The sequence below is a fragment of the Knoellia altitudinis genome, from assembly GCF_042666355.1.
GTDB classification, from domain to species: domain Bacteria; phylum Actinomycetota; class Actinomycetes; order Actinomycetales; family Dermatophilaceae; genus Knoellia; species Knoellia altitudinis.
Window position 1 is genome coordinate 2908420 of record NZ_JBHTDK010000001.1, and the last position, 22894, is coordinate 2931313.

Annotated in this window: 17 protein-coding genes and 1 pseudogene; 16 read left to right on the top strand and 2 right to left on the bottom strand. The window is 69.2% G+C overall.

Annotated features, from left to right (window positions below; all coding sequences use genetic code 11):
• The first annotated feature begins 61 nt into the window (after positions 1 to 61).
• Together ACFQW8_RS13660 and ilvD are read left to right on the top strand one after the other, a co-directional pair.
• Positions 62 to 2155 (top strand): MMPL family transporter, encoded by a 2094-nt coding sequence (locus tag ACFQW8_RS13660; protein WP_380088185.1) that lies wholly within the window; start codon positions 62 to 64, stop codon positions 2153 to 2155.
• Complete coding sequence (ilvD, locus tag ACFQW8_RS13665) at positions 2152 to 3855, top strand: dihydroxy-acid dehydratase (protein ID WP_380088187.1); 1704 nt, start codon at positions 2152 to 2154, stop codon at positions 3853 to 3855. Before ACFQW8_RS13660 ends, ilvD begins: the two co-directional genes overlap by 4 nt.
• 91 nt (positions 3856 to 3946) lie before the next feature.
• On the opposite strand, the gene ACFQW8_RS13670 is transcribed toward ilvD, so the two are convergent.
• On the bottom strand, positions 3947 to 4894 hold the full coding sequence (locus ACFQW8_RS13670) for a family 43 glycosylhydrolase (protein ID WP_380088188.1): 948 nt from the start codon (positions 4892 to 4894) through the stop codon (positions 3947 to 3949).
• A gap of 227 nt (positions 4895 to 5121) precedes the next feature.
• Between ACFQW8_RS13670 and ACFQW8_RS13675 the strand changes: the two genes are divergently transcribed.
• From ACFQW8_RS13675 to ACFQW8_RS13700, 6 genes and pseudogenes are all read left to right on the top strand, one after another.
• Positions 5122 to 6828 (top strand): PHP domain-containing protein, encoded by a 1707-nt coding sequence (locus tag ACFQW8_RS13675; protein ID WP_380088190.1) that lies wholly within the window; start codon positions 5122 to 5124, stop codon positions 6826 to 6828.
• Positions 6825 to 7451: a hypothetical protein gene (locus tag ACFQW8_RS13680; RefSeq protein WP_380088192.1), complete on the top strand. Its 627-nt coding sequence runs from the start codon at positions 6825 to 6827 to the stop codon at positions 7449 to 7451. Before ACFQW8_RS13675 ends, ACFQW8_RS13680 begins: the two co-directional genes overlap by 4 nt.
• A 274-nt stretch (positions 7452 to 7725) precedes the next feature.
• Positions 7726 to 9636 carry an acetolactate synthase large subunit gene (locus ACFQW8_RS13685; protein ID WP_380088193.1) on the top strand — a complete coding sequence of 637 codons (1911 nt, stop codon included), beginning with the start codon at positions 7726 to 7728 and terminating at the stop codon, positions 9634 to 9636.
• Complete coding sequence (gene ilvN, locus ACFQW8_RS13690) at positions 9636 to 10148, top strand: acetolactate synthase small subunit (protein ID WP_380088195.1); 513 nt, start codon at positions 9636 to 9638, stop codon at positions 10146 to 10148. Before ACFQW8_RS13685 ends, ilvN begins: the two co-directional genes overlap by 1 nt.
• Before the next feature lie 27 nt (positions 10149 to 10175).
• Positions 10176 to 11228: pseudogene (gene ilvC, locus ACFQW8_RS13695) on the top strand (ketol-acid reductoisomerase); the annotation flags it as partial.
• Positions 11229 to 11333: 105 nt separating this feature from the next.
• On the top strand, positions 11334 to 11810 hold the full coding sequence (locus tag ACFQW8_RS13700) for a DedA family protein (RefSeq protein ID WP_380088197.1): 477 nt from the start codon (positions 11334 to 11336) through the stop codon (positions 11808 to 11810).
• 39 nt (positions 11811 to 11849) lie between these two features.
• Here ACFQW8_RS13700 and ACFQW8_RS13705 read toward each other — a convergent pair whose 3' ends face one another.
• Positions 11850 to 12632: an SDR family oxidoreductase gene (locus ACFQW8_RS13705; protein ID WP_380088199.1), complete on the bottom strand. Its 783-nt coding sequence runs from the start codon at positions 12630 to 12632 to the stop codon at positions 11850 to 11852.
• Positions 12633 to 12763: 131 nt separating this feature from the next.
• Here ACFQW8_RS13705 and serA point away from each other — a divergent pair, with 131 nt between their 5' ends.
• From serA to ACFQW8_RS13745, 8 genes are all read left to right on the top strand, one after another.
• A complete protein-coding gene (gene serA / locus ACFQW8_RS13710) occupies positions 12764 to 14350 on the top strand; it encodes a phosphoglycerate dehydrogenase (protein WP_380088201.1) in 1587 nt (528 codons plus the stop codon).
• A 122-nt stretch (positions 14351 to 14472) separates the two neighbouring features.
• A complete protein-coding gene (locus tag ACFQW8_RS13715; RefSeq protein WP_449274535.1) occupies positions 14473 to 14799 on the top strand; it encodes an HU family DNA-binding protein in 327 nt (108 codons plus the stop codon).
• Between the two features lie 562 nt (positions 14800 to 15361).
• On the top strand, positions 15362 to 16441 hold the full coding sequence (locus ACFQW8_RS13720) for a 3-isopropylmalate dehydrogenase (RefSeq protein WP_380088202.1): 1080 nt from the start codon (positions 15362 to 15364) through the stop codon (positions 16439 to 16441).
• Positions 16442 to 16492: 51 nt separating this feature from the next.
• Positions 16493 to 17590, top strand: coding sequence for a branched-chain amino acid aminotransferase (locus ACFQW8_RS13725; RefSeq protein WP_380088203.1), 1098 nt, complete (start codon positions 16493 to 16495; stop codon positions 17588 to 17590).
• Positions 17591 to 17697: 107 nt separating this feature from the next.
• Positions 17698 to 19230, top strand: coding sequence for an amino acid permease (locus ACFQW8_RS13730; protein ID WP_380088204.1), 1533 nt, complete (start codon positions 17698 to 17700; stop codon positions 19228 to 19230).
• Positions 19231 to 19324: 94 nt separating this feature from the next.
• The gene (locus ACFQW8_RS13735) at positions 19325 to 20038 is read left to right on the top strand and encodes a FadR/GntR family transcriptional regulator (RefSeq protein WP_380088205.1); all 714 of its coding nucleotides are present in this window, start codon (positions 19325 to 19327) and stop codon (positions 20036 to 20038) included.
• Positions 20039 to 20060: 22 nt separating this feature from the next.
• Positions 20061 to 21446 carry a glutamine synthetase family protein gene (locus tag ACFQW8_RS13740; protein ID WP_380088207.1) on the top strand — a complete coding sequence of 462 codons (1386 nt, stop codon included), beginning with the start codon at positions 20061 to 20063 and terminating at the stop codon, positions 21444 to 21446.
• A 73-nt stretch (positions 21447 to 21519) separates the two neighbouring features.
• Positions 21520 to 22893 (top strand): aldehyde dehydrogenase family protein, encoded by a 1374-nt coding sequence (locus ACFQW8_RS13745; RefSeq protein ID WP_380088208.1) that lies wholly within the window; start codon positions 21520 to 21522, stop codon positions 22891 to 22893.
• Position 22894: the final 1 nt, after the last annotated feature.

Here is a 22894-nt window from a genome sequence, read left to right on the forward strand (position 1 = left end):
TCACCTACTTAGTAACTTGGTGAATCACCCATCAACCAACACTATCAAGGAGCCCGTGACCATGGCCGGTCTCGCTCGCCTCATCACCCGCAAGTGGGTCGCAGGTCTGCTCGCGCTGGTCGCCCTCGTCGGCGCAGGGGCCGTCATCGGCGTGCTGGGGCAGGCCGAGCGTGGGCCGACGGCCACCGCCGCCCTCCCGATCGGGTCCGACAGCCGGGCAGCGGCGGACCTGAGCGCGACCCTGCCGGAGGCCGAGGGCTCCGCAGCCGTCGTGCTCTTCAGCATCGACCGACCGCTCGCCCCGGATGCTCTCGCGCTCGTGCAGGAGAGGGCGCGATCCCTGCCCGGGGCCTCCGGCGCACCACCCGTCATCTCGCAGGATCGCACTGCCGCAACGGTCTTCGTCCCCGTCCTGGCCAACGACGCGACCCAGACCGCCGAGGTCGTCACCGAGCTGCGCGCTGCAGCCAAGGCCGGCCTGCCCGACGGACTGCTCGCGCAGGTCACCGGGCCCGCCGCGATCCAGGCCGACCTCGCGGCAGTCTTCGACGGAGCGAACTTCCGCCTCCTCGGGGCCACCGCGGGCGTGGTCGCCATCCTCCTGATCATCACCTACCGCAGCCCGGTGCTGTGGCTCGTGCCGCTCACCGTGGTCGCCGCAGCCGACCAGCTGGCGGCGGTCCTGGCTACGCACACGTTGGCGACGTTCGACGTGCAGTGGGACGAGTCGACGATCGGCATCCTCTCCGTGCTCGTCTTCGGGGCGGGCACGGACTACGCGCTGCTCCTCATCTCGCGATATCGCGACGAGCTGCGGGTCCACGCGGACCGTCGCGACGCGATGGCCCGGGCGCTCGCCCGCACGGCCGAGGCCGTGCTGTCGAGCGCGTCGACCGTCGTCGTCGGTCTGCTCACCCTGCTCCTGTCGGCCTTCCCCACCACCCGAGGGCTGGGTCTCGCCTGTGCCGTTGGCGTCGTCGTCGCCGCGGCCTTCGTGCTCGTCGTGCTGCCGGCGACCCTCGTCGTGTTCGGCCGATGGATCTTCTGGCCCAAGGTGCCGCGAGAGGGTCAGGCCAGCCTGGCCGACTCGAGGTCGTTCTGGCGTCGCATCGGGAACTCGGTCGCGCGTCGCCCCGCCCTGTTCGCGACCGTCACCGTCGTGCTGCTGGCCCTGGCCGGGACCGGGCTGACCCAGATCCGGGCCGGTCTCGACGGGGCGGACCAGTTCCTCCAGAAGCCCGAGGCGATCGCGGCGGGTGAGCGCCTGTCGCAGTCCTTCCCTGCGGGCTCCGCCGACCCCGTCGTCATCGTCTCCCGGGGCGCGAGCTCCGCCGAGCTGACTGCGACCGTGTCCGCGGTCGACGGTGTCTCATCAACACGTGACGTCGCCAGCGCCGGAGGCGTGAGTGAGATCCAGGCGGTTCTCGAGCCATCACCGGGCTCGGACGAGGCGGCAGAGGCAGTGACCGGCATCCGGGCGGCACTCGACGGCGCGCCCGGGTCGCACGTCGGCGGAACCGAGGCCGAGGCCCTCGACACCGCCGAGGCGTCGAGCCGAGACCGCCTGCTCATCTTCCCGCTCATCCTCGGTCTCGTCCTCGTCGCGCTGGGCCTGCTCCTGCGCTCGGTCGTCGCGCCGGTCATCCTCGTCTCGACCGTCGTCGCGACCTACCTGGCGAGCCTGGGGATCTCGTGGGTTCTCTTCACCCAGGTCCTTGGCTTCGAGCGCCTCGATGACGGGGTGCCCCTACTGGCGTTCGTCTTCCTCGTGGCGCTCGGCGTGGACTACAACATCTTTCTCGTCACCCGGGCGGCCGAGGAGGCGCGTGGTCACGGCGCCCGCGAGGGCATGTTGCGGGCACTCTCGGCCACGGGTGGGGTCATCACCAGCGCCGGAATCCTGCTTGCCGCAGTGTTCGCGGTCCTCGGTGTCCTCCCGCTCGTCGTGCTCGCCCAGCTCGGGGTGGTCATCTGTGTGGGCGTGCTGCTCGACACCCTCGTCGTGCGCACCGTGCTCGTCCCGGCCATCGCGCTCGTCCTCGGCGACCGGTTCTGGTGGCCGCGTCGCCTGGCTGACGGCCCGTCCGAACAGGCCGGGTCGGGGAGTGAGATCCGCGTCCCACGTCGTAGACCTCACCCTAGAGTTGCCCCATGAGCAAGCCCGACATCGACATCAAGCCCCGCAGTCGCGACGTCACCGACGGTCTGGAGAAGACCGCCGCCCGGGGGATGCTCCGCGCCGTGGGCATGGGCGATGACGACTGGGTCAAACCGCAGATCGGTGTCGCGAGCTCCTGGAACGAGATCACCCCCTGCAACCTCTCCCTCGATCGGCTCGCCAAGGCGGTCAAGGACGGCGTCCACGCGGCCGGCGGCTACCCCCTCGAGTTCGGCACCATCTCGGTGTCGGACGGCATCTCGATGGGTCACGAGGGCATGCACTTCTCGCTCGTGTCGCGCGAGATCATCGCCGACTCGGTCGAGACCGTCATGAGCGCCGAGCGCCTCGACGGCTCGGTCCTCCTCGCAGGTTGCGACAAGTCCCTGCCTGGCATGCTCATGGCTGCCGCGCGCCTCGACCTCGCCTCGGTCTTCCTGTATGCCGGGTCGATCCTTCCGGGGATCGCGAAGCTCTCGGACGGCACCGAGAAGGAGGTCACGATCATCGACGCCTTCGAGGCCGTCGGAGCGTGCAACGCCGGACTCATGTCGCTCGAGGACGTCGACGCCATCGAGCGCGCGATCTGTCCTGGTGAGGGTGCCTGTGGCGGCTTCTACACCGCCAACACCATGGCCGCGGTCGCCGAGTCGATCGGCATGTCGATCCCCGGGTCGGCGGCTCCGCCAGCGACGGACCGCCGCCGCGACGTCCACGCCCGCAGGTCCGGCGAGGCGGTCGTCGAGCTCCTCCGTCGCGGCATCACCGCCCGCCAGATCATGACCAAGCCCGCCTTCGAGAACGCCATCGCCGTGGTCATGGCCTTCGGTGGCTCGACCAACGCCGTGCTGCACCTGCTGGCCATGGCCCACGAGGCCGAGGTCGACCTCACGATTGGCGACTTCCAGCGCATCGGCAAGCAGGTCCCGCACCTCGCCGACGTCAAGCCGTTCGGCGCCTTCGTCATGAAGGACATCGACCACATCGGCGGCATTCCTGTCGTCATGAAGACGCTGCTGGAGGCCGGCCTGCTCGACGGCGACTGCCTGACCGTGACCGGCAGGACGGTCGCCGAGAACCTCGACGAGATCAAGCCACCACACATCGACGGCAGGGTCATCCGCGAGTTCACCAAGCCGATCCACAAGACCGGTGGCCTGACGATCCTCACCGGATCACTGGCCCCCGAAGGCGCCGTCGTGAAGTCGGCCGGCTTCGACGAGTCCGTCTTCGAGGGCACCGCCCGCGTCTTCGACGGCGAGCGCGCTGCCATGGACGCCGTCGAGCAGGGCTCGCTCAAGCCCAAGGACGTCGTCGTCATCCGCTACGAGGGTCCCAAGGGCGGCCCGGGCATGCGCGAGATGCTCGCCGTCACCGGGGCCATCAAGGGCGCCGGTCTGGGCAAGGACGTCCTGCTGCTCACCGACGGTCGCTTCTCCGGTGGCACCACCGGTCTCTGCGTCGGACACGTCGCACCCGAGGCCGTCGACGAGGGCCCGATCGCCTTCGTGCGTGACGGTGACGGCATCCGCCTCGACGTCGCCGGCGGCACCCTCGACCTCCTCGTCGACGACGCCGAGCTCGAGCGTCGGCGCGCGCAGGGAGTCACCCACCCGGAGCCGAAGTACACCCGCGGCGTCCTCGCGAAGTACCGCAGGCTCGTCGGCTCGGCGAGCAACGGCGCCGTCTGCGACTGAGCCCACGCGTCCGGATGGGGCTCGACGAACGCAAGCGCGCGGCATACCCAAAGGCTCTTCGGTATGCCGCGCGCTGGCCGTTCGTGGTCGCTTAGCGGACGACGGGGAGGCCGTTCACCCAGTCCAGCTTGGCCGTCCTGAGGATGCGCTTGCCCGGGGTGCTCGGGTAGGGCTTGCTCTCCTTCCAGACGTGGTACGCGATCCAGGTCGACCCGTCGGCTGCCGTCTCGACCTCGGCCCCACCGGGGCCGTAGCCGTAGCCCTGGCCGGTCTTCATGAGGTTCTTGCGGAAGGTGAAGGTGCCGTGGATGGAGTCGGCGGAGTAGACGGCCGTGTAGTAGGCATTGGTGTCGTAGCGGTTGCGTGAGACGAACAGCCACACCTTGCCACCGCGACGCACGATGCTCGGCGCCTCGTAGACGTCGTCCGAGGTCCGGTGGAGCAGGTTGTTGTTGGCGGAGCCGGTCGCGAACTTCACGGTGCTGCCGCCGAAGGCCAGCATGCGGGCGATGATGTCGTAGTCGCCGCGCGGGAAGCCCAGGCGGTGCACGCCGCTGCGCCAGGTCAGGTAGGTGTTGCCCTCCGTGGTGACGTAGGTCGTGGCGTCGATCGCCTCGCGACCGCTGCCACCGCCGCAGGTGAGCAGGCGGGGGGCGGAGTACCCACCCACGACGGTCGTCGAGGAGGCGTAGTAGACGCACGGCTTCGCGCCGTTGTAGCTCGCGCTGAAGAAGGCGAAGTAGTAGCTGCCGCGCTTGACGAGGTGCGGTGCCCAGAACTTCGAGTAGCCCGATCGGGCGGCGTTGATGTTGCCGATCTTGGCGTAGGCGCCGGTCGGCGAGCTGCGCCGGAAGACGGGCATGGTGCCGGTCTCGCCGCTGCCGGTCGCTGCCAGGTAGTAGCTCGAGCCGATCCGGGTGAAGCCCGGGTCGGCCGCCCCCAGCGGGCTCGCGATGGTTGACGCGCTCGCCGACCCTGCTGTCACTGCGATCAGGCCCACGGCGGTGGCCGCACTGACCAGCAGCTGTCGAATCCTCATGTTCTTGTCCCCTCCGTCACGGGCTCCTCGCCCTGCAGGCGCCACCTTGCCGGAGGCGCCGTCGGCCCTGCGCCGATGAGATGAAAGGTAGGGACGTCCGGTGGGTTTGGACATGGGGAGCACTCCCCGCCCCTCAACGTTCACCGGAACGTCTTCGAAGTCCTCGCTGGTGGCCACCCCGGCTCTGTTGGGTGGGGGCGAGACGCCACCCCCGAGAGGACTTGTCGATGAGCCACACGCACGACCACACGCACGGTCACGACCACGGACACGGTCACACGCACGAGAGCGCTGTCGGTCCCGCCGTCGATCTCTCGATCCCCGACGCGGACCTGCCGCAGGGGGATCTGGGTCGGCGCAACTTCCTGCGTGCTGCCGGTGTGCTCGGGGCCGGCGCAGCGACGACCAGCCTCGTCACGGCAACCGGCGTGGCGGCGGCGGCCGAGGGCTCCGACACCGCGCACCGGGGCTCCCGCAAGCCGCGCACGTGGCTCGCCGGCGACCACCACATCCACACGCAGTACTCCTCCGACGGCCTCTACACCGTCGAGGACCAGGTCAAGCACGCCGACGCCTTCGGGCTCGACTGGGTCGTCATCACCGACCACGGCGGCACTACCCACTCCAAGATCGGGGTCGACAAGGTCAACCCCGACATCCGGCGCTCGCGCGACCAGCACCCCGAGATGCTCGTCTTCCAAGGTCTGGAGTGGAACATCCCGGCCGCTGAGCACGGCACCGTCTTCGTCCATCCCGGAGCGAACGAGGTGGCGGTCCTCAAGGCCTTCGAGACGGCATACGACGGGTCGGTCAACGGCACGAGCGGCAACACCCCGGCCAACGAGCTCCAGGCGGTCAAGGGACTGCAGTTCCTCAAGTCCGCCATCTCGGACCGCAAGGTCCAGGACGCGCTCATGCTGGCCAACCACCCGGCGCGCAACGGCGTCGACAGCCCGCACGAGGTGCGTGCGTGGCGTGACGCAGCCAAGGGCATCGCGGTCGGCTGGGAGGGCGCCCCCGGGCACCAGGCCGCCGGACTCAGGGCCACGACACCGGGGCCCGGCAGCGCGCGTGGCTACTACGGCAACGCTCCCAGCGCCGGCCGGTCGTTCCTGCCCTACCCACTCGAGTCCTACCGGACATGGGGCGGGTTCGACTTCTACACGGCCACGGTCGGCGGCCTCTGGGACTCACTGCTCGCCGAGGGCAAGCCCTGGTGGATCACGGCGAACTCCGACAGCCACAGCAACTACCTCGACACCGCCGTGCGCGGGGCCGGAAGCAGCTTCGACGCCAACGGCCGCTACGACGACCCGGAGTACTCCGGTGCACCGAACTTCTCGGCGGGCGACTACTTCCCCGGCTTCTACAGCCGCACCCATGTCGGGGTGACGCACGACTCGTATGCCGGTCTCATGGCCGGTCTGCGCGCGGGCAACGTGTGGGTCGACCACGGGCGACTTCTCGAGGAGGTCGATGTCGCGGTGCGCGTCGGCGGTCGCGAGGTCGGTCTCGGTGGAGCTGTCACCGGCCGTCGCGGGGAGGCTGCCGAGCTGCGCATTCGCATCACGCCGGCACAGCGCTCCAACTGGGCGCAGTTCCTGCCGCAGCTCAAGAAGCTCGACCTCGTCAAGGGGCGCGTAACCGGACCCGCGGAGGACCGGGACGTCTTCCACACGCCGCACACGTCGGTGGTGCGGACCTGGGAGGTCAAGGACGACGAGACCGTCGAGCTCGTCGTCCCCCTCGGCCGGATCGACGAGACCGGCTTCTATGTCCGACTGCGCGGCTCGGACGGCAACCGAACCCAAGCCGGCTACCACGGTGCGGCCGTCGACCCGGCCGGTCCGGCCATGGACGTCGTCGGGGATGCCGACCCGTGGAAGGACCTCTGGTTCTACACCAACCCGATCTTCGTGCTGCCCCGCGCGTGAGCGCCACCCACCTCGTCGGGGTCGATGTCGGGATCGGCGACGAGCTCGACCTCGAGCCGGTCGTCGACGTCATCGCGACCCGCCTCGACGAGGTGGGAGCGGGTCATGGGGTCCGCATCACGACACACGCCGTCACGACGACGACCGGGACGCGCGGTGCGGTGACGGTGTCGCTCCAGCAGGCAGTGACGTCGCAGGTGCAGATGAGCGAGCTCGTCAGGGCCCTGGCCCAGCCGTTCGCCACGGCTGACCATCTGCACGGTGCGCGGGGTCCCGGGGTGTGGTCCGAGCGAGGGGGCACCGCCGGCCCCGAAGCACTCGTCGAGGGTGCCCGGGCCGCGTGCCGCGCCCTGCGCGAGGGCCTGCAGGGACGATCGGTCCGGTATGCCGGCCGGTCACAGCTCGTGGGAGAGGTCACCATCGCGCAGCTGTCGCTCGTCGCGCCGGTCGTCGTCATCGGGGGTGTCGAGCCGCCCTGCCCGTCGGCGGTCGTGGTGACCCGTGACTTCGTCCGGCCGCGTCTGGTCATGGGGGACTGGGTGATCCACGTCCAGGCCGCCGCCGACGGGTCCTACGTCCCTTTCGAGACACCCACGCCCACCCGTTGCTGCCAGGACAAGTGAGCGACCTCGGCGCGAGGCGCCGACGACACGGTCCGGATCGTGGGATGTGCTGTCTCACACGTTGACACGGCATACAGGGCGCGGGAGAGTCGTCCCGTGACCCACCTCCTCGTACTTCCCTCGGCGCCCGGCCCCTCCTGACAGGTCCGGCCAGGCGCCTCCCTCCATCGTCCCCACAGCACGCGGGACGGGAGGGTTTTTTTGTGGCCACACGCAGCAGGACGAGCAGCACGACCAGCAGCAGGACAACTCCGACTCAAGAGATGGTGACGACGTGAGCGAGACCAAGGCAGCGCCCACCCCGGCGCGGCTCGCCGAACAGGCCCGAGCCAAGGCGCCCCTCGAGGTGACCGGAGCCCAGAGCCTCGTACTCGCTCTCGAGGCCCTCGACGTCGACACCGTCTTCGGCATCCCCGGGGGAGCGATCCTCCCGGCCTACGACCCGCTGCTCGACTCGGTGAAGGTGCGCCACATCCTCGTCCGCCACGAGCAGGGTGCGGGCCACGCGGCCGAGGGCTACGCGTCGGCCACCGGCAAGGTCGGCGTCTGCATGGCGACGTCCGGGCCGGGCGCGACCAACCTCGTCACCGCCCTCGCCGACGCCCACATGGACTCCGTCCCGATCGTGGCCGTCACGGGCCAGGTCGCGAGCGCGGCGATCGGCACGGATGCGTTCCAGGAAGCCGACATCCGCGGCATCACGATGCCGATCACGAAGCACAACTACCTCGTCACCGACGCCTCCCAGATCCCTCGTGTGCTCGCCGAGGCGTTCCACATCGCCCTGACCGGTCGCCCGGGCCCGGTCCTCGTCGACATCAGCAAGGACGCCCTCCAGGCGAGGACGACCTTCACCTGGCCACCACGGATCGACCTGCCGGGATACCACCCCGTGACGCGTCCGCACGCGAAGCAGATCCGGGAGGCGGCCAAGCTCATCGCCGCAGCCGAGCGTCCGGTGCTCTATGTCGGTGGTGGTGTCGTGCGCGCCGACGCCTGCGCCGAGCTCGGCCAGTTCGTCGAGCTGACCCGGATCCCCGTGGTCACGACCCTCATGGCTCGCGGCGCCCTGCCCGACAGCCACGAGCTGCACCTCGGCATGCCGGGGATGCACGGCTCGGTGGCTGCCGTGACGGCCCTGCAGAAGTCCGACCTGCTCATCACCCTCGGCGCCCGCTTCGACGACCGGGTCACCGGCCAGCTCTCGTCGTTCGCCCCCGAGGCCAAGGTCATCCACGCCGACATCGACCCGGCCGAGATCTCCAAGAACCGGCAGGCCGACGTCCCGATCGTCGGCTCGTGCAAGGACGTCCTCATCGACCTCATCGGGGCGGTCGACGCCGACATCGATGCAGGTCGCGGTGGGAACTACGCCGCCTGGCGCGAACGCACCCAGGGGTGGAAGCGCGACTTCCCGCTGGGCTACACCGAACCCGAGGGCAGCACCCTCGCCCCGCAGTACGTCATCGAGCGGCTCAGCGCCATCGCCGGTCCCGAGGCGGTCTACGTCGCGGGAGTGGGCCAGCACCAGATGTGGGCCGCACAGTTCGTGCAGTACGAACGACCGCGGGCGTGGCTCAACTCCGGTGGGCTCGGGACGATGGGGTATGCCGTGCCCGCCGCCATGGGTGCCCAGGTCGGTGAACCCGACCGCACCGTGTGGGCCATCGACGGTGACGGCTGCTTCCAGATGACCAACCAGGAGCTCGCGACCTGCGTCATCAACGACATCCCGATCAAGGTCGCCGTCATCAACAACAGCAGTCTCGGCATGGTGCGCCAGTGGCAGTCGCTCTTCTACGACAAGCGCTACTCCAACACCGACCTCCACACCTCGGCGGGCGGCCAACGCATCCCCGACTTCGTCAAGCTCGCCGACGCCTACGGCTGCGTCGGTCTGCGGTGCGAGCGGCCCGAGGACGTCGACGCCACGATCCGTGAGGCCATGGCGATCAACGACCGTCCCGTCGTCGTCGACTTCGTCGTCCACCGCGACGCGATGGTGTGGCCGATGGTCCCGGCCGGCGTGAGCAACGACGCGATCCAGGTCGCGAAGGACACTGCGCCACAGTGGGACCGCGAGGAGTCCGAAGCGGTTCCGCAGTCCCTTGACGCCGACCACAGTGGCGACGACGCCGCGTCTGCCGAGAACGATGGCGCTCCGACCGAAGGTGAGGAGAAGTGATGTCCCAGCACACCCTCTCGGTGCTCGTCGAGAACAAGCCCGGTGTCCTTGCGCGCATCGCCGGGCTCTTCGCCCGACGCGGCTTCAACATCCACTCCCTGGCCGTGGGCGAGACCGAGCACAACGACATCTCCCGCATCACCGTCGTCGTGGACGTCGACGAGCTCCCGCTCGAGCAGGTGACCAAGCAGCTCAACAAGCTCATCGAGGTGCTCAAGGTCGTCGAGCTCGATGCGGGCTCCGCCGTGCAGCGGCAGGTGATGCTCATCAAGGTCAGGGCCGACGCAGCGACGCGCAGCCAGGTCCTCGAGCTGGTCCAGCTCTTCCGGGCCAAGGTCGTCGACGTCGCCACCGAGTCCGTGACGATCGAGGCGACCGGCCACGGTGAGAAGCTCACCGCGCTGCTCGGGGTCCTCGAGCCCTACGGTGTGCGAGAGCTCGTCCAGTCCGGCATCGTCGCCATCGGCCGCGGCCCCCGCTCGATCACCGACCGCGCGCTGCGCGGAGCCTGAACACCGAACTGTTGCACCCGGCATACCCACAAGGAGAACTGCGAAATCATGGCTGAAATGTTCTACGACGACGACGCCGACCTGTCGATCATCCAGGGGCGCAAGGTCGCTGTCATCGGCTACGGCAGCCAGGGCCACGCCCACGCGCTGAGCCTGCGCGACAGCGGGGTCGACGTGCGCGTCGGGCTCGCCGAGGGCTCGAAGAGCCGCGCCAAGGCCGAGGCCGAGGGTCTGCCGGTCGCCAGCGTCGCCGACGCGGTCAAGGATGCCGACCTCGTCGTCATCCTCACGCCCGACCAGGTGCAGCGCACGGTCTATGCCGACCACATCAAGCCCAACCTCAAGGAGGGCGCAGCGCTCCTCTTCGGCCACGGCTTCAACATCCGCTTCGACTACATCCAGCCCGAGCCCGGCTCCGACGTCATCATGGTCGCGCCCAAGGGTCCCGGTCACCTCGTGCGTCGCGAGTACGTCGACGGTCGCGGTGTCCCCGTGCTCCTCGCCGTCGAGCAGGACGCGTCCGGCACGGCCTGGGACCTCGCGAAGTCCTACGCCAAGGCCATCGGTGGCCTGCGCGCCGGGGGCATCGGGACGACGTTCACGGAGGAGTGCGAGACCGACCTCTTCGGTGAGCAGGCGGTCCTGTGTGGTGGCGCGTCGCAGCTCGTCATGTATGGCTTCGAGACGCTGACCGAGGCCGGATACCAGCCCGAGATCGCCTACTTCGAGGTGCTGCACGAGCTCAAGCTCATCGTCGACCTCATGGTCGAGGGCGGCATCGCCAAGCAGCGCTGGTCGGTGTCCGACACCGCGGAGTACGGCGACTACGTCTCCGGCCCGCGCGTCATCGACCCGTCGGTCAAGGAGAACATGCAGGCCGTGCTCGCCGACATCAAGAGCGGCGCGTTCGCCCAGCGCTTCATCGAGGACCAGGACAAGGGTGGCCCCGAGTTCAAGGCGCTGCGGGAGAAGGGTGCGCAGCACCCGATCGAGTCCACGGGCAAGGAGCTGCGCAAGCTCATGTCCTGGGTGAAGTCCGACACCGACAGCGACTACGTCGAGGGCTCCGCCGCCCGCTGACCCACCCCTTCTCCGCCTGATCATGGAAGCGGAGTGTTCGGCCCGGAACCGTTGCGGGCCGAACGCTCCGCTTCCGGGCTGATACGGCATCTCTAGGGTGGGCGGGTGAGTGACCTCGTCGACGGCTGGCCCGTGTGGGCGGTGTTCGGCGCGTTCTTCGTCATCGCGATGCTGCGGTCGAACGCGACCTACTGGGCCGGGCGTGGGCTACGGGCCGGGGGAGCCCGCACCGGGATGGCGCGGCACCTGGACCGCCCAGCGGTCATCCGCACGGGGTCGTTCGTCGACCGGTGGGGCGCACCGGTCGTGGTCCTGAGCTTCCTCACCGTCGGGGTGCAGACGCTCGTCAACGCCGCTGCCGGCGCCCTGCGCATGCCGCTGTCGAGGTTTGTCCCTGCGACCTTGCTCGGATCTCTGCTGTGGGCCACGCTCTACACCTCTGTCGGTGTCGCACTCTGGGAGGCAGTCACCGCCGGGGCCTGGTGGTGGCTGCTCGGGGTCGTGGCCGTGGGTGCGGTCGTCGCTGGAACCACCACCTGGCTCACTCGCGTGGCGTCGTCCCGCTCCGATCCGAGACCATGACCCTGCGCCCCCGGGCCTGCCGGACATGACCGGCCGTGCTCACGTGGGGGAGTGGAAGCGGCGCGGCATCGGTGTCGGCTGGTCGTCGAGCCAGTCCTTGAAGGAGCGCCCACCGGTCTCGGCATCCGGGCCGGGGAGGATCCCGCCCTCGGCGAAACCACGCAGCACGGGCAGCAACGGTGGGATGCGCACGACCCGTGGCGGCCTGCGCCCGTCGTGCGCCGCCAGGATCGCAGCCAACTGGACGGCGGAGTATGCCGCGGGGCCGGCGATGTCCCTCGCCCGTCGGTAGCCGCTGGGTGCCGGTCCCGTGGCGTAGTCGGTGAGGCGCTGCGCGACCCAGTCGATGTCGACCGGCTGAATGCGCATGTCGCCGACCGAGAAGGCCAGCGGACCCACCCGCCCGGCCGTGGCGAGGAAGGCGGCCAGCGAGTGGAACTGCGTGGCACGCAGCACCGTCGCCGGAAGGGCGGCGTCCTCCAGAGCGCGTTCCGAGTCGACCTTCGCGCGGTAGTACGGGTAGGGGACCCGGTCGGAGCCGACGATCGAGATCGACACGACGTGTGCTCCGGAGCCGAGGCGCCGGAGTGACTCACCGATCCTGCGCGCGCCGGCGACGTCGACGTCCTGGGGTCTGGTCTGTGAGGACGCAGAGTGGATGACGGCGTCGGCACCCGCCAGGACGGCGTCGAGCCCGACACCCGTCGCCAGATCGACGCCCGTGCGTCGACTCGCCGGCACTGCCTCATGGCCTCGGGCCTCGATCTGCCGGACGACGCGACCACCCAGGTCACCTGATCCGCCTGTCACGACGATGCGCATGGGCCCATCCTGCTCCCCTCTGTGTCGTGTCACATACCGGGCGTGACCATCCACATGCTGAACGCAGCTCTAGACTCGGCCCTGCGCACAGCGTCGTGCGGACCCCCATCCCGTGAACCCTAAGGACTGCCGTGAGCAAGCCGATCGTCCTGATCGCCGAGGAACTCAGCCCCGCCACCATCGACGCGCTCGGACCCGACTTCGAGATCCGCCAGATCGACGGATCCGACCGGTCCCAGCTCCTTCCGGCCCTCGCGGACGTCGACGCCGTGCTCATCCGATCGGCCACCAAGATGGACGCCGAGGCCATCGCGGCCGCCAGGAACCTCAAGGTCATCGCGCGCGCCGGAGTGGGCCTCGACAACGTCGACGTCCCGGCCGCGACCCAGGCCGGCGTCATGGTCGTCAACGCCCCCACGTCCAACATCACCAGTGCCGCGGAGCTCGCCGTCGGCCTCCTCCTCTCGACCGCCCGCAACATCGCGCCGGCCAACCAGGCCCTCAAGGCGGGCGCGTGGAAGCGCAGCAAGTACGGCGGCGTCGAGCTCCTCGACAAGAAGGTCGGCGTCGTCGGTTTCGGCCGCATCGGTCAGCTCGTCGCCGAGCGGCTCAAGGGTTTCGGCATGGAGGTCCTCGCCTACGACCCCTACGTCTCGGCACAGAAGGCCGGCCAGCTGGGCGCTCGCCTCGTCACCCTCGACGAGCTCCTGGCCGAGTCCGACTTCATCACCGTCCACCTGCCCAAGTCGCCCGAGACCCTCGGTCTGCTCGGCAAGGAGGCGTTCGCCAAGGTCAAGCCGTCGGTGCGCATCATCAACGCCGCCCGCGGTGGCATCGTCGACGAGCAGGCGCTCGCCGATGCGCTGCGTGACGGCCTGGTCGCCGGCGCCGGCATCGACGTCTTCGCGACCGAGCCGACGACCGAGAGTCCCCTCTTCGAGTTCGAGTCCGTCGTCGTCACGCCCCACCTCGGCGCCTCCACCGAGGAGGCCCAGGAGAAGGCCGGCGTCGCCGTCGCCAGGTCCGTGCGCCTCGCGCTGAGCGGTGACCTCGTCCCCGACGCGGTCAACGTCGCCGGTGGAGTCGTCGCCGAGGAGGTCCGCCCGGGGATCGACCTCGTCGAGAAGCTCGGTCGCATCTTCACCGGTGTCGCCGGCTCCGTCCCGGTCCAGCTCGACGTCGACGTGCGTGGTGAGATCACCGCTCACGACGTGTCGGTCTGGGAGCTGGCTGCCCTCAAGGGGGTCTTCACGGACGTCACCGAGGACGCCGTGACCTACGTCAACGCGCCCCTGCTCGCCAAGGAGCGCGGCTGCGAGGTGCGCCTGCTCACCGACGCCGTCTCGGAGGAGTTCCGCAACGTCACGATCCTGCGCGGCACCCTCGCCGACGGCACGACGGTCTCCGTCGCCGGGACCCTCACCGGCCCCAAGATGGTCCAGAAGGTCACGGGCATCAACGGCTTCGACCTCGAGGTCGCGATCAGCGACCACATGGCCTTCTTCTCCTACAAGGACCGCCCGGGTGTCGTCGGTGTCATCGGCCGGCTCCTCGGCGAGGCCGACGTCAACATCGGCGGGATGCAGGTCGCCCGTGACGACGCGGCGGGCACCGCCCTGGTGGCCCTCACGGTCGACAACAAGGTCCCCGCCGGCGTCGTGAGCGCCATCGCTTCCGAGGTCGAGGCAGACGTCCGCGTCGTCGACCTTGTGGAGTGACTTCCGGCTGAACAGGCCTGTGGCACAGTGCCATTGACTCGACCCGCGTATGCCGTGAGGTCACCTCCAGAGGTGACGACACGGCATACGCGTATCTGGCCGATGCCAGAGAACGACCCGGCGTGTGCTTATCGTTGCCCGTCAATGACCACGTTTACCCAGGAGGGTTTGTGAACCGTACGGATCTCAAGAACAAGGTTGCCGAGAGCACCGACGTCAGCGCTGCTGACGCCGACCGCGCCATCGATGCAGTCCTCGGCGCCATCACCGACGCGCTCGTCGCCGGTGACAAGGTGTCGCTCCCCGGCTTCGGCATCTTCGAGACGCGTGAGCGCGCTGCGCGCACCGGTCGCAACCCGCAGACGGGTGAGGCCCTCGAGATCGCTGCCAGCACCGCTGCCGCGTTCAAGCCGGCCGCCGAGCTCAAGCGCAAGCTCGCCAAGAGCTGACCACCGCTCCATCACGTATGCCGTGTGCTCACCCGAGGTGAGCGCACGGCATACGTGCGTTTCGCCGGGGGGAGCCGAGCCCACCTGAGACACCGTCTCAGGAAGTGGGCAGGCCCTTCCGGATAGTTGGACGTCCTCATAACCTCGACGACATGCAGCGGCAGGTACGACTTCTCATTGCCAGCCGCGGCGAGGTCCGGTAGTCAGCTCCCTCGCCGCGGAGACCCCGCGACGCCGCTGACCGGTTCGCCCCCACCACGGGCTGGAGCCGACCGACCTGGCCCACACCACGATCACTGCACCAAAGGACGGACACCTCATGAGCGAAGAAGCCAAGCAGGCACAGCGAGCGCTGCAGGAGTCGATGGACCTGCGCGACCAGGACCACACCGACGCCTGAGCCGCCTCAACTTTCCCGCCTGAAGTGGGTTCGTCTCACTTCGCTTGACCGCCTCGACCAAGCGAAGAGAGAGAAACCCACTTCAGGCGGGAATCTCTTTTCTCCGGTCCGGATGGTGAGCCAGCCATCCCGGATCGCGAGACCACTTCCTAGGGTGTGGGCATGACGGACAGCAGCGCAGGGGACCCCGCCACGCAGGACATCGATCTCGCGGTCATCGCCGGCGACGGGATCGGACCCGAGGTGGTCGCGGAGGGGCTCAAGATCCTCGAGGCCGTCACCGCCGGCACGGGCGCCAAGGTCACCAGCACGGCATACGACCTCGGCGCGAAGCGCTGGAACGCGACCGGTGAGACTCTGCCGGACAGCGTGCTCGACGAGCTGCGCGGCCACGACGTCATCCTGCTGGGTGCCATCGGTGACCCGAGCGTCCCGAGCGGCGTCCTCGAGCGGGGGATCCTGCTTCCCCTGCGGTTCGCCCTCGACCACTTCGTCAACCTCCGCCCGGCCAAGCTCTTCCCTGGCGTCGAGAGCCCTCTTGCCGTCGATCGCGTCGCGCCCGAGGGCATCGACTTCGTCGTCGTGCGCGAGGGCACCGAGGGGCCTTACGTGGGCAACGGCGGGGCCCTGCGCACCGGCACCCCGCACGAGATCGCGACCGAGGTGAGCGTCAACACCCGCTTCGGTGTCGAGCGCGTCGTCCGCGCCGCGTTCGCCCGCGCCCAGGCCCGCCCGCGCCGGCACCTCACGCTCGTCCACAAGCACAACGTCCTCACCCACGCCGGTCACCTGTGGCGTCGCACGGTCGACGAGGTGGGCGCCGAGTTCCCAGACGTCGAGACCGCCTACCAGCACGTCGACGCGGCGACGATCTTCCTGGTCAACGACCCGGGCCGCTTCGACGTCATCGTCACCGACAACCTCTTCGGCGACATCATCACCGACATCGCTGCCGCCATCGCCGGCGGCATCGGCCTCGCGGCGAGCGGCAACATCAACCCGACGGGGTCGGCACCCAGCATGTTCGAGCCGGTCCACGGCTCCGCGCCCGACATCGCCGGCCAGGGCAAGGCCGACCCGACGGCGACGATCCTCTCGGTCGCGATGCTGCTCGAGCACCTGGGCCGCACCGACGAGGCTGGGCGGGTCGAGGCCGCGGTCGCAGCGGATCTCGCTGCGCGAGGCCGCGAGGCACGCACGACGAGCGCCATCGGTGACGCCGTCGCCGCGCGCCTGTCATAGGCTGAACCTCGGCCCTGCAACACCGTCCTCATTGTCTGGAAGGACCTCACGATGACCGACCTCTCGTTCACCCTCGAGCGACGTCAGGACCCGGTGGGCGACGAGCGTCGCGCCGAGATCCACGGCAATCCGGGCTTCGGTGTCCACTTCACCGACCACATGGTCTCGGCGACGTGGACCAAGGACGGCGGGTGGCACGACGGTCGGGTGGTGCCGTACGGCCCGATCCAGATCATGCCGAGCGCGGCGGTGCTGCACTACGCGCAGGAGATCTTCGAGGGCATGAAGGCCTACCGCCACGAGGACGGGTCGGTCTGGACGTTCCGGCCCGAGGCCAACGCCGCCCGCATGGCCCGCAGCGCCCGTCGTCTCGCCCTCCCCGAGCTCTCCGAGGCCGACTTCATCGGCTCGCTCAAGGCGCTGCTCGCCGTCGACTCCGCATGGGTGCCGCCGGCCGACGGCAGCGAGGCCAGCCTCTACCTGCGGCCGTTCATGTATGCCTCCGAGGCCTTCCTCGGAGTGCGCCCGGCCAACGAGGTGACCTACTCGGTCATTGCCTCCCCGGCCGGCCCCTACTTCCCGGGCGGCCTCAAGCCGGTCACCCTCTGGATCTCGCAGGACTACGCCCGCGCGGGTGCGGGAGGCACGGGCAACGCCAAGTGCGGTGGCAACTACGCCTCCTCGCTCGCCGGCCAGCTCGAGGGCATCGAGAACGGTTGCGACCAGGCGGTCTTCCTCGACTCCGGCACCCAGCAGAACATCGAGGAGCTCGGTGGGATGAACCTGTTCATCCTCACCAAGGACGGTGAGCTCATCACGCCGGAGCTGACCGGCTCCATCCTCGAGGGCATCACCCGCAGCTCGATCCTCGAGCTCGCCAAGGACCTCGACCTCACACCCGTCGAGCGCACCGTGCCGATCCAGGAGTGGAAGGACGGCGTGGCCTCCGGCGACATCGTCGAGATCTTCGCCTGCGGCACCGCTGCCGTCATCACCCCCGTCGGCGAGCTCCGCTGGCAGGGTGGCACGGCGCCGGCCGTGGGCGGGCCCGAGGGTGGCGAGGTGACGCGGGCGATCCGCTCCCGGCTTCTCGACATCCAGTACGGCCGCGCCGAGGACACCCGCGGCTGGCTCACCCGGCTCGCCTAAAGGTTCAGTGCCAAACCATTGACGGCGTATGCCGTCTGGGTGTTCCCTGTCCTTCATCGAGTTTCGGGGCCAAAGGGTTCTGGAACAGACCTTTGATGGAGACCCCCATGGCGACAGAGGCAGGTAGCAGCGCACCCCCGTCCGGGCACCACGACGACGAGGCGATGTTGGCCGAGCTCGGCTACAAGCAGGAGCTCCATCGCGGGATGAGTGGCTTCAGCAACTTCGCCGTGTCGTTCTCGATCATCAGCATCCTCTCCGGGTGTGTCACGACGTTCTACCTCGCGATGGACGCGGGCGGGCCGTCAGCGATCAACCTCGGCTGGCCCCTCGTGGGACTGATGGTGCTCTGCGTGGCCCTCGCCATGGCCGAGATCTGCTCGGTCTACCCGACGGCCGGCGGTCTCTACTACTGGGCCGGCAAGCTCGCCCGCCGCAACAAGCGGGTCTGGGCCTGGTACGTCGGCTGGTTCAACTTCCTCGGCGAGGTCGCCGTCACGGCCGCCATCGACTACGGCGCGGCGATCACGTGGATGGCGCTGCTCAACCTCGTCTTCGGGCTGGAGGTGACACTCGTGTCGACCTTCGTGGCCTTCGTCATCATCATCTCGCTCCACGGGTTGCTCAACACCTTCGGCGTCAACCTCGTCAAGCTGCTCTCCGACGTCAGCGCCTGGTGGCACCTCGCCGGTGTCGCGATCATCGTCGCCGTGCTGTGGCTCGTCCCTGACCGGCACCAGAGCATGGACTTCACCTTCACCGGCTTCGTCAACGAGACCGGCTGGAGCAGCGGCATCTACGTCTTCCTCATCGGTCTGCTGCTGGCGCAGTACACCTTCACCGGCTACGACGCCTCCGCCCACATCGCCGAGGAGACCAAGAGCGCATCGACCGAGGCACCCAAGGGCATCGTGAGGTCGGTCTGGGTCTCGCTCCTCGCCGGCTGGATCCTGCTCATCTCGATCACGGCGGCGATCCAGGACTACGCGGCGACCCGCGCTTCCGACACGGGACTGCCCGTCGCCCAGGTCTTCATCGACGCGGCCGGTCGGAACCTCGGCATCGCCCTGCTCTTCATCTGCGCGGTGGCGCAGTTCTTCTGCGGCATGGCCTCGGTGACGGCGAACTCGCGCATGACATACGCCTTCTCGCGCGACAACGCGCTCCCCGGCTCGCGACTGTGGGCGAAGGTCAACCCCCGCACCGGCACCCCAACGAACTCGATCTGGCTCTGTGTCGGGCTGGCCATCGTCGTCACCCTGCCTGCGATCCAGAACCTCACGGCCTTCTTCGCGGTCACCTCGATCGCCGTCATCGGCCTCTACATCGCCTACGTCGTCCCGGTCTACCTGCGTCGGACCAACCCGTCGTTCCGCGAAGGCCGCTGGAACCTCGGCCGGTGGTCGGCCCCGATCGGCTGGATCGCCATCGTGTGGGTGGCGTTCATCGTCGTGCTCTTCATGCTCCCGGCCTACGCCCCGGGAACCTTCGGTGACGCCAGCTTCAACTACGCGCCGATCGCGGTGCTCTTCGTCCTGGTCTTCTCGACGGTGTCGTGGTTCGTCCGCGGGCGCAACCACTTCATGGTCGACGTGCCGGAGGGGCACGACACGGTCGAGCCGGCCGAGATCTTCCGATGACGACGAGGCCCGGCCCTGTGTGCCCGTCGCAGGCGAGTACGTCGGCCACAGGCACACGAGGCGGCGGTGTGCCGTGACGGCTCACCTTCCCGACGTGGGCCGCCTCTCGGCGGCGGTCCTGCGTCCGGCGAGCGCCAACGTCTTCGAGACCACGGTCGAGCAGCTCGCGACGGCGATCCGCCTGGGAGTGTTCGTCGACGGCGAGCAGCTGCCTCCGGAGCGCGAGCTCGCCGAGCGGCTCGGGGTCGCTCGCAACACCCTGCGCGATGCCATCGCCGCCCTGCGAGAGAGCGGTCTGGTCGCCACTCGACGCGGACGCGGCGGCGGCACGGTGGTCACCTATGTCACCCCGGAGCCAGGGAGCTCGCCCCCACCCACGCCGGTGCGGCGTGGGGCGGCGCTGGCCGATGCGCTCGACTTCCGTCGCATCGTCGAGCCGGGTGCCGCCTGGTTGGCGGCCCGTCGAGCCCTTGCGGGTGACCAGCGCTCATGGCTGGTCGAGTCGGCCGCTGCCGTCTGGGCGGCGCCCGACGCGGGCGCCCACCGGATCGCGGACAGCCGCTTCCACCTCGCGGTCGCCACGCTCTCGGGCTCGCCGATGCTCATCGAGTCCGTCACCCGGGCGCAGGCGGCCCTGGGTGAGATGCTGGGCGCCATCCCCGTCCTGCCACGCAACATCACCCATTCGTGCGAGCAGCACGACGCGGTCGTCGAGGCCATCCTCGGCGGCGACGCCGATGCTGCTCGTGCTGCCATGGAGGAGCACTGCGACGCCACCTCCGCCCTGCTGAGGGGACTTCTCGGATGAGCCCGAACCAAGGAGAGAACGCATGAGTGGATCGATCCACGCCAGTGGTCCCAGGCAGCTCACGCTCGACGACCTCCGGGAAGGGTCCGCGAGCGGTGCGATCGACACGGTCATCGTCGCCTTCACCGACATGCAAGGTCGGCTGACCGGCAAACGGCTGCACGCGGCATACTTCCTCGACCACGTCCTCGAAGGGGGAGCGGAGGGGTGCAACTACCTCCTCGCCGTGGACGTCGACATGAACACCGTCGACGGCTACGAGATGTCGTCGTGGGAGAAGGGCTACGGCGACTTCGAGTTCGTCCTCGACCTCGACACCCTGCGACGCACCCCCGGTCAGCCGCACTCCGTGACGATCCAGTGCGACCTCGCCTGGCTCGATGGCTCGGGACCCGTGCGGCAGTCCCCACGGGGCATCCTGAAGGCGCAGGTCGAGCGGGCCGCGGAGAAGGGCTGGATGGCGATCGCCGGCACCGAGCTCGAGTTCATCGTCTTCGAGGACACCTACGCGTCGGCGTGGGACCGGCGCTACGTCGGGCTCACCGGGGCCAACCGCTATAACGTCGACTACTCGATCACCGGTGGGACGACGGTCGAGCCGCTCCTGCGCGAGATCCGCAACGAGATGTATGCCGCGGGCATCACCGTCGAGGGTGCCAAGGGCGAGTGCAACTTCGGACAGCACGAGATCGGCTTCCTCTTCGACGAGGTGGTCCGCACGTGCGACAACCACGTCATCTACAAGACGGCGGCCAAGGAGCTCGCGGCCAAGCACGGGATGTCGCTGACCTTCATGGCGAAGTACGACGAGCGGGAGGGCAACTCGTGCCACATCCACCTGTCGCTGCGCGGACTCGACGGTGAGGTCGTCTTCGCCGACGACGACCGCGAGGGTGGTCAGGGTGTCCTCCACGACCAGTTCCTCGCCGGTGTGCTGGCGACGATGCGCGACTTCACCTACTTCTATGCGCCGAACATCAACTCCTACAAGCGTTTCGCGGCAGGTTCGTTCGCGCCGACAGCCATCGCCTGGGGCCGCGACAACCGCTCCTGCGCGCTGCGCGTCGTCGGCCACGGGGGCGGGCTCCGAATGGAGAACCGGGTGCCCGGAGGCGACGTCAACCCCTATCTCGCCGTGGCCGCGATGCTCGCGGGTGGGCTCTACGGCATCGAGCACGAGCTCGAGCTGGAGCCGGCGTTCGAGGGCAACGCCTACCTGTCCGACGTCCCCACCGTCCCGAGGACCCTGCGCGAGGCGCGCGACGTGCTGGCAGAGTCGGCCATCGCCCGTGAGGTCTTCGGTGACGACATCGTCGACCACTACGTCAACGCTGCGGACGTCGAGCTCAAGGCCTTCGACGCCGCAGTGACCGACTGGGAACGCATCCGAGGCTTCGAGAGGCTGTAGACCACCCCACGAAGTTCTACGCTCCTCCCTCGCTCCGATACGTCGCGAGGACCCCGGAAAGGACAAACGCCACATGACCGTGCACGACGTGATCAACCCGGCGACCGAGGAGTCGGTGCGCACCATCGACCTCGTGGGGGTCGAGGAGACCGACGAGGCGGTCGCCCGCGCCGTCGAGGTCGGTCCGACCTGGCGTTCCATGGCCCCGGCCGAGCGGGGCCGGCTGCTGCGCCGGTTCAGCGAGGTCGTCGACGAGCACCTCGAGGAGCTCGCGCTGCTCGAGGTGGAGAACGCCGGCCACACCATCGGCAACGCGCGGTGGGAGGCGGGCAACGTCCGCGACGTGCTCGCCTACTACTCCGCCGCGCCGGAGCGGCTCTTCGGTCAGCAGATCCCCGTGGCCGGGGGGATCGACCTGACCTTCAAGGAGCCCCTCGGGGTCGTGTCGATCATCGTCCCGTGGAACTTCCCGATGCCCATCGCCGGCTGGGGCTTCGCGCCGGCGCTCGCCGCCGGCAACACGGTCGTGCTCAAGCCGGCCGAGCTCACGCCGCTCACGGCCATCCGGCTCGGAGAGCTCGCTCTCGAGGCCGGGGTGCCTGAAGGCGTCTTCACCGTGCTGCCGGGCAAGGGCTCGGTCGTGGGGGAGCGGTTCGTCACCCACCCGGACGTACGCAAGGTGTGCTTCACCGGGTCCACCGCTGTCGGTCAGGGCATCATGCGCAAGGCCGCCGACCAGCTCAAGCGCGTCACCCTCGAGCTCGGCGGCAAGTCAGCCAACATCATCTTCGACGACGCCGACCTCGACACGGCAGCCGCTGCCGCTCCCATGAGCTTCCTCGACAACGCTGGCCAGGACTGCTGCGCGAGGACGCGAATTCTGGTGCAGCGCAGCGTCTTCGACGACTTCATGGAGCGTTTCGAGGCCGGCATCAAGGATGTGCGGGTCGGCGCACCGGGGGACGACACCACCCAGATGGGTCCGCTCATCAGCGCTGGTCAGCGCGACCGGGTGCGCGCCTTCGTCGAGGACTCCGAGGCGGACGTCGACGTCGCCTTCCGTGGCAGCGCACCGGAGGGCGCCGGCTACTGGTATCCGCCCACAGTCGTGCTGCCCGGCTCCACGACGGACCCGGTCTGGCAGGAGGAGATCTTCGGTCCCGTGGTGGCCGTCCTGCCCTTCGACGACGAGGCCGACGCGGTCCGCCTCGCCAACGACACGGCATACGGGCTGTCGGGTTCGATCTGGACCCGCGACGTCGGGCGCGCCATCCGGGTCTCGCGCGCCGTCGAGGCGGGCAACCTCTCGGTCAACAGCCACAGCAGTGTGCGCTACTCGACACCCTTCGGCGGCTACAAGGCGAGCGGCATCGGGCGCGAGCTCGGACCGGACGCCCTCGACGCGTTCACCGAGGTCAAGAACGTCTTCATCAGCACGGACAACTGAG

Excerpts from the sequence above, each read along its gene's own strand:
- ACFQW8_RS13740 (WP_380088207.1), top strand. The coding sequence starts at position 20,061 with ATGAGTGGATCGATCCACGCCAGTGGTCCCAGGCAGCTCACGCTCGAC.
- ilvN (WP_380088195.1), top strand. The coding sequence starts at position 9,636 with ATGTCCCAGCACACCCTCTCGGTGCTCGTCGAGAACAAGCCCGGTGTC.
- ACFQW8_RS13720 (WP_380088202.1), top strand. The coding sequence starts at position 15,362 with ATGACGGACAGCAGCGCAGGGGACCCCGCCACGCAGGACATCGATCTC.
- ACFQW8_RS13730 (WP_380088204.1), top strand. The coding sequence starts at position 17,698 with ATGGCGACAGAGGCAGGTAGCAGCGCACCCCCGTCCGGGCACCACGAC.
- ACFQW8_RS13675 (WP_380088190.1), top strand. The coding sequence starts at position 5,122 with ATGAGCCACACGCACGACCACACGCACGGTCACGACCACGGACACGGT.
- ACFQW8_RS13660 (WP_380088185.1), top strand. The coding sequence starts at position 62 with ATGGCCGGTCTCGCTCGCCTCATCACCCGCAAGTGGGTCGCAGGTCTG.
- ACFQW8_RS13745 (WP_380088208.1), top strand. The coding sequence starts at position 21,520 with ATGACCGTGCACGACGTGATCAACCCGGCGACCGAGGAGTCGGTGCGC.
- ACFQW8_RS13670 (WP_380088188.1), bottom strand. The coding sequence starts at position 4,894 with ATGAGGATTCGACAGCTGCTGGTCAGTGCGGCCACCGCCGTGGGCCTG.
- ilvD (WP_380088187.1), top strand. The coding sequence starts at position 2,152 with ATGAGCAAGCCCGACATCGACATCAAGCCCCGCAGTCGCGACGTCACC.
- ACFQW8_RS13725 (WP_380088203.1), top strand. The coding sequence starts at position 16,493 with ATGACCGACCTCTCGTTCACCCTCGAGCGACGTCAGGACCCGGTGGGC.
- ACFQW8_RS13705 (WP_380088199.1), bottom strand. The coding sequence starts at position 12,632 with ATGCGCATCGTCGTGACAGGCGGATCAGGTGACCTGGGTGGTCGCGTC.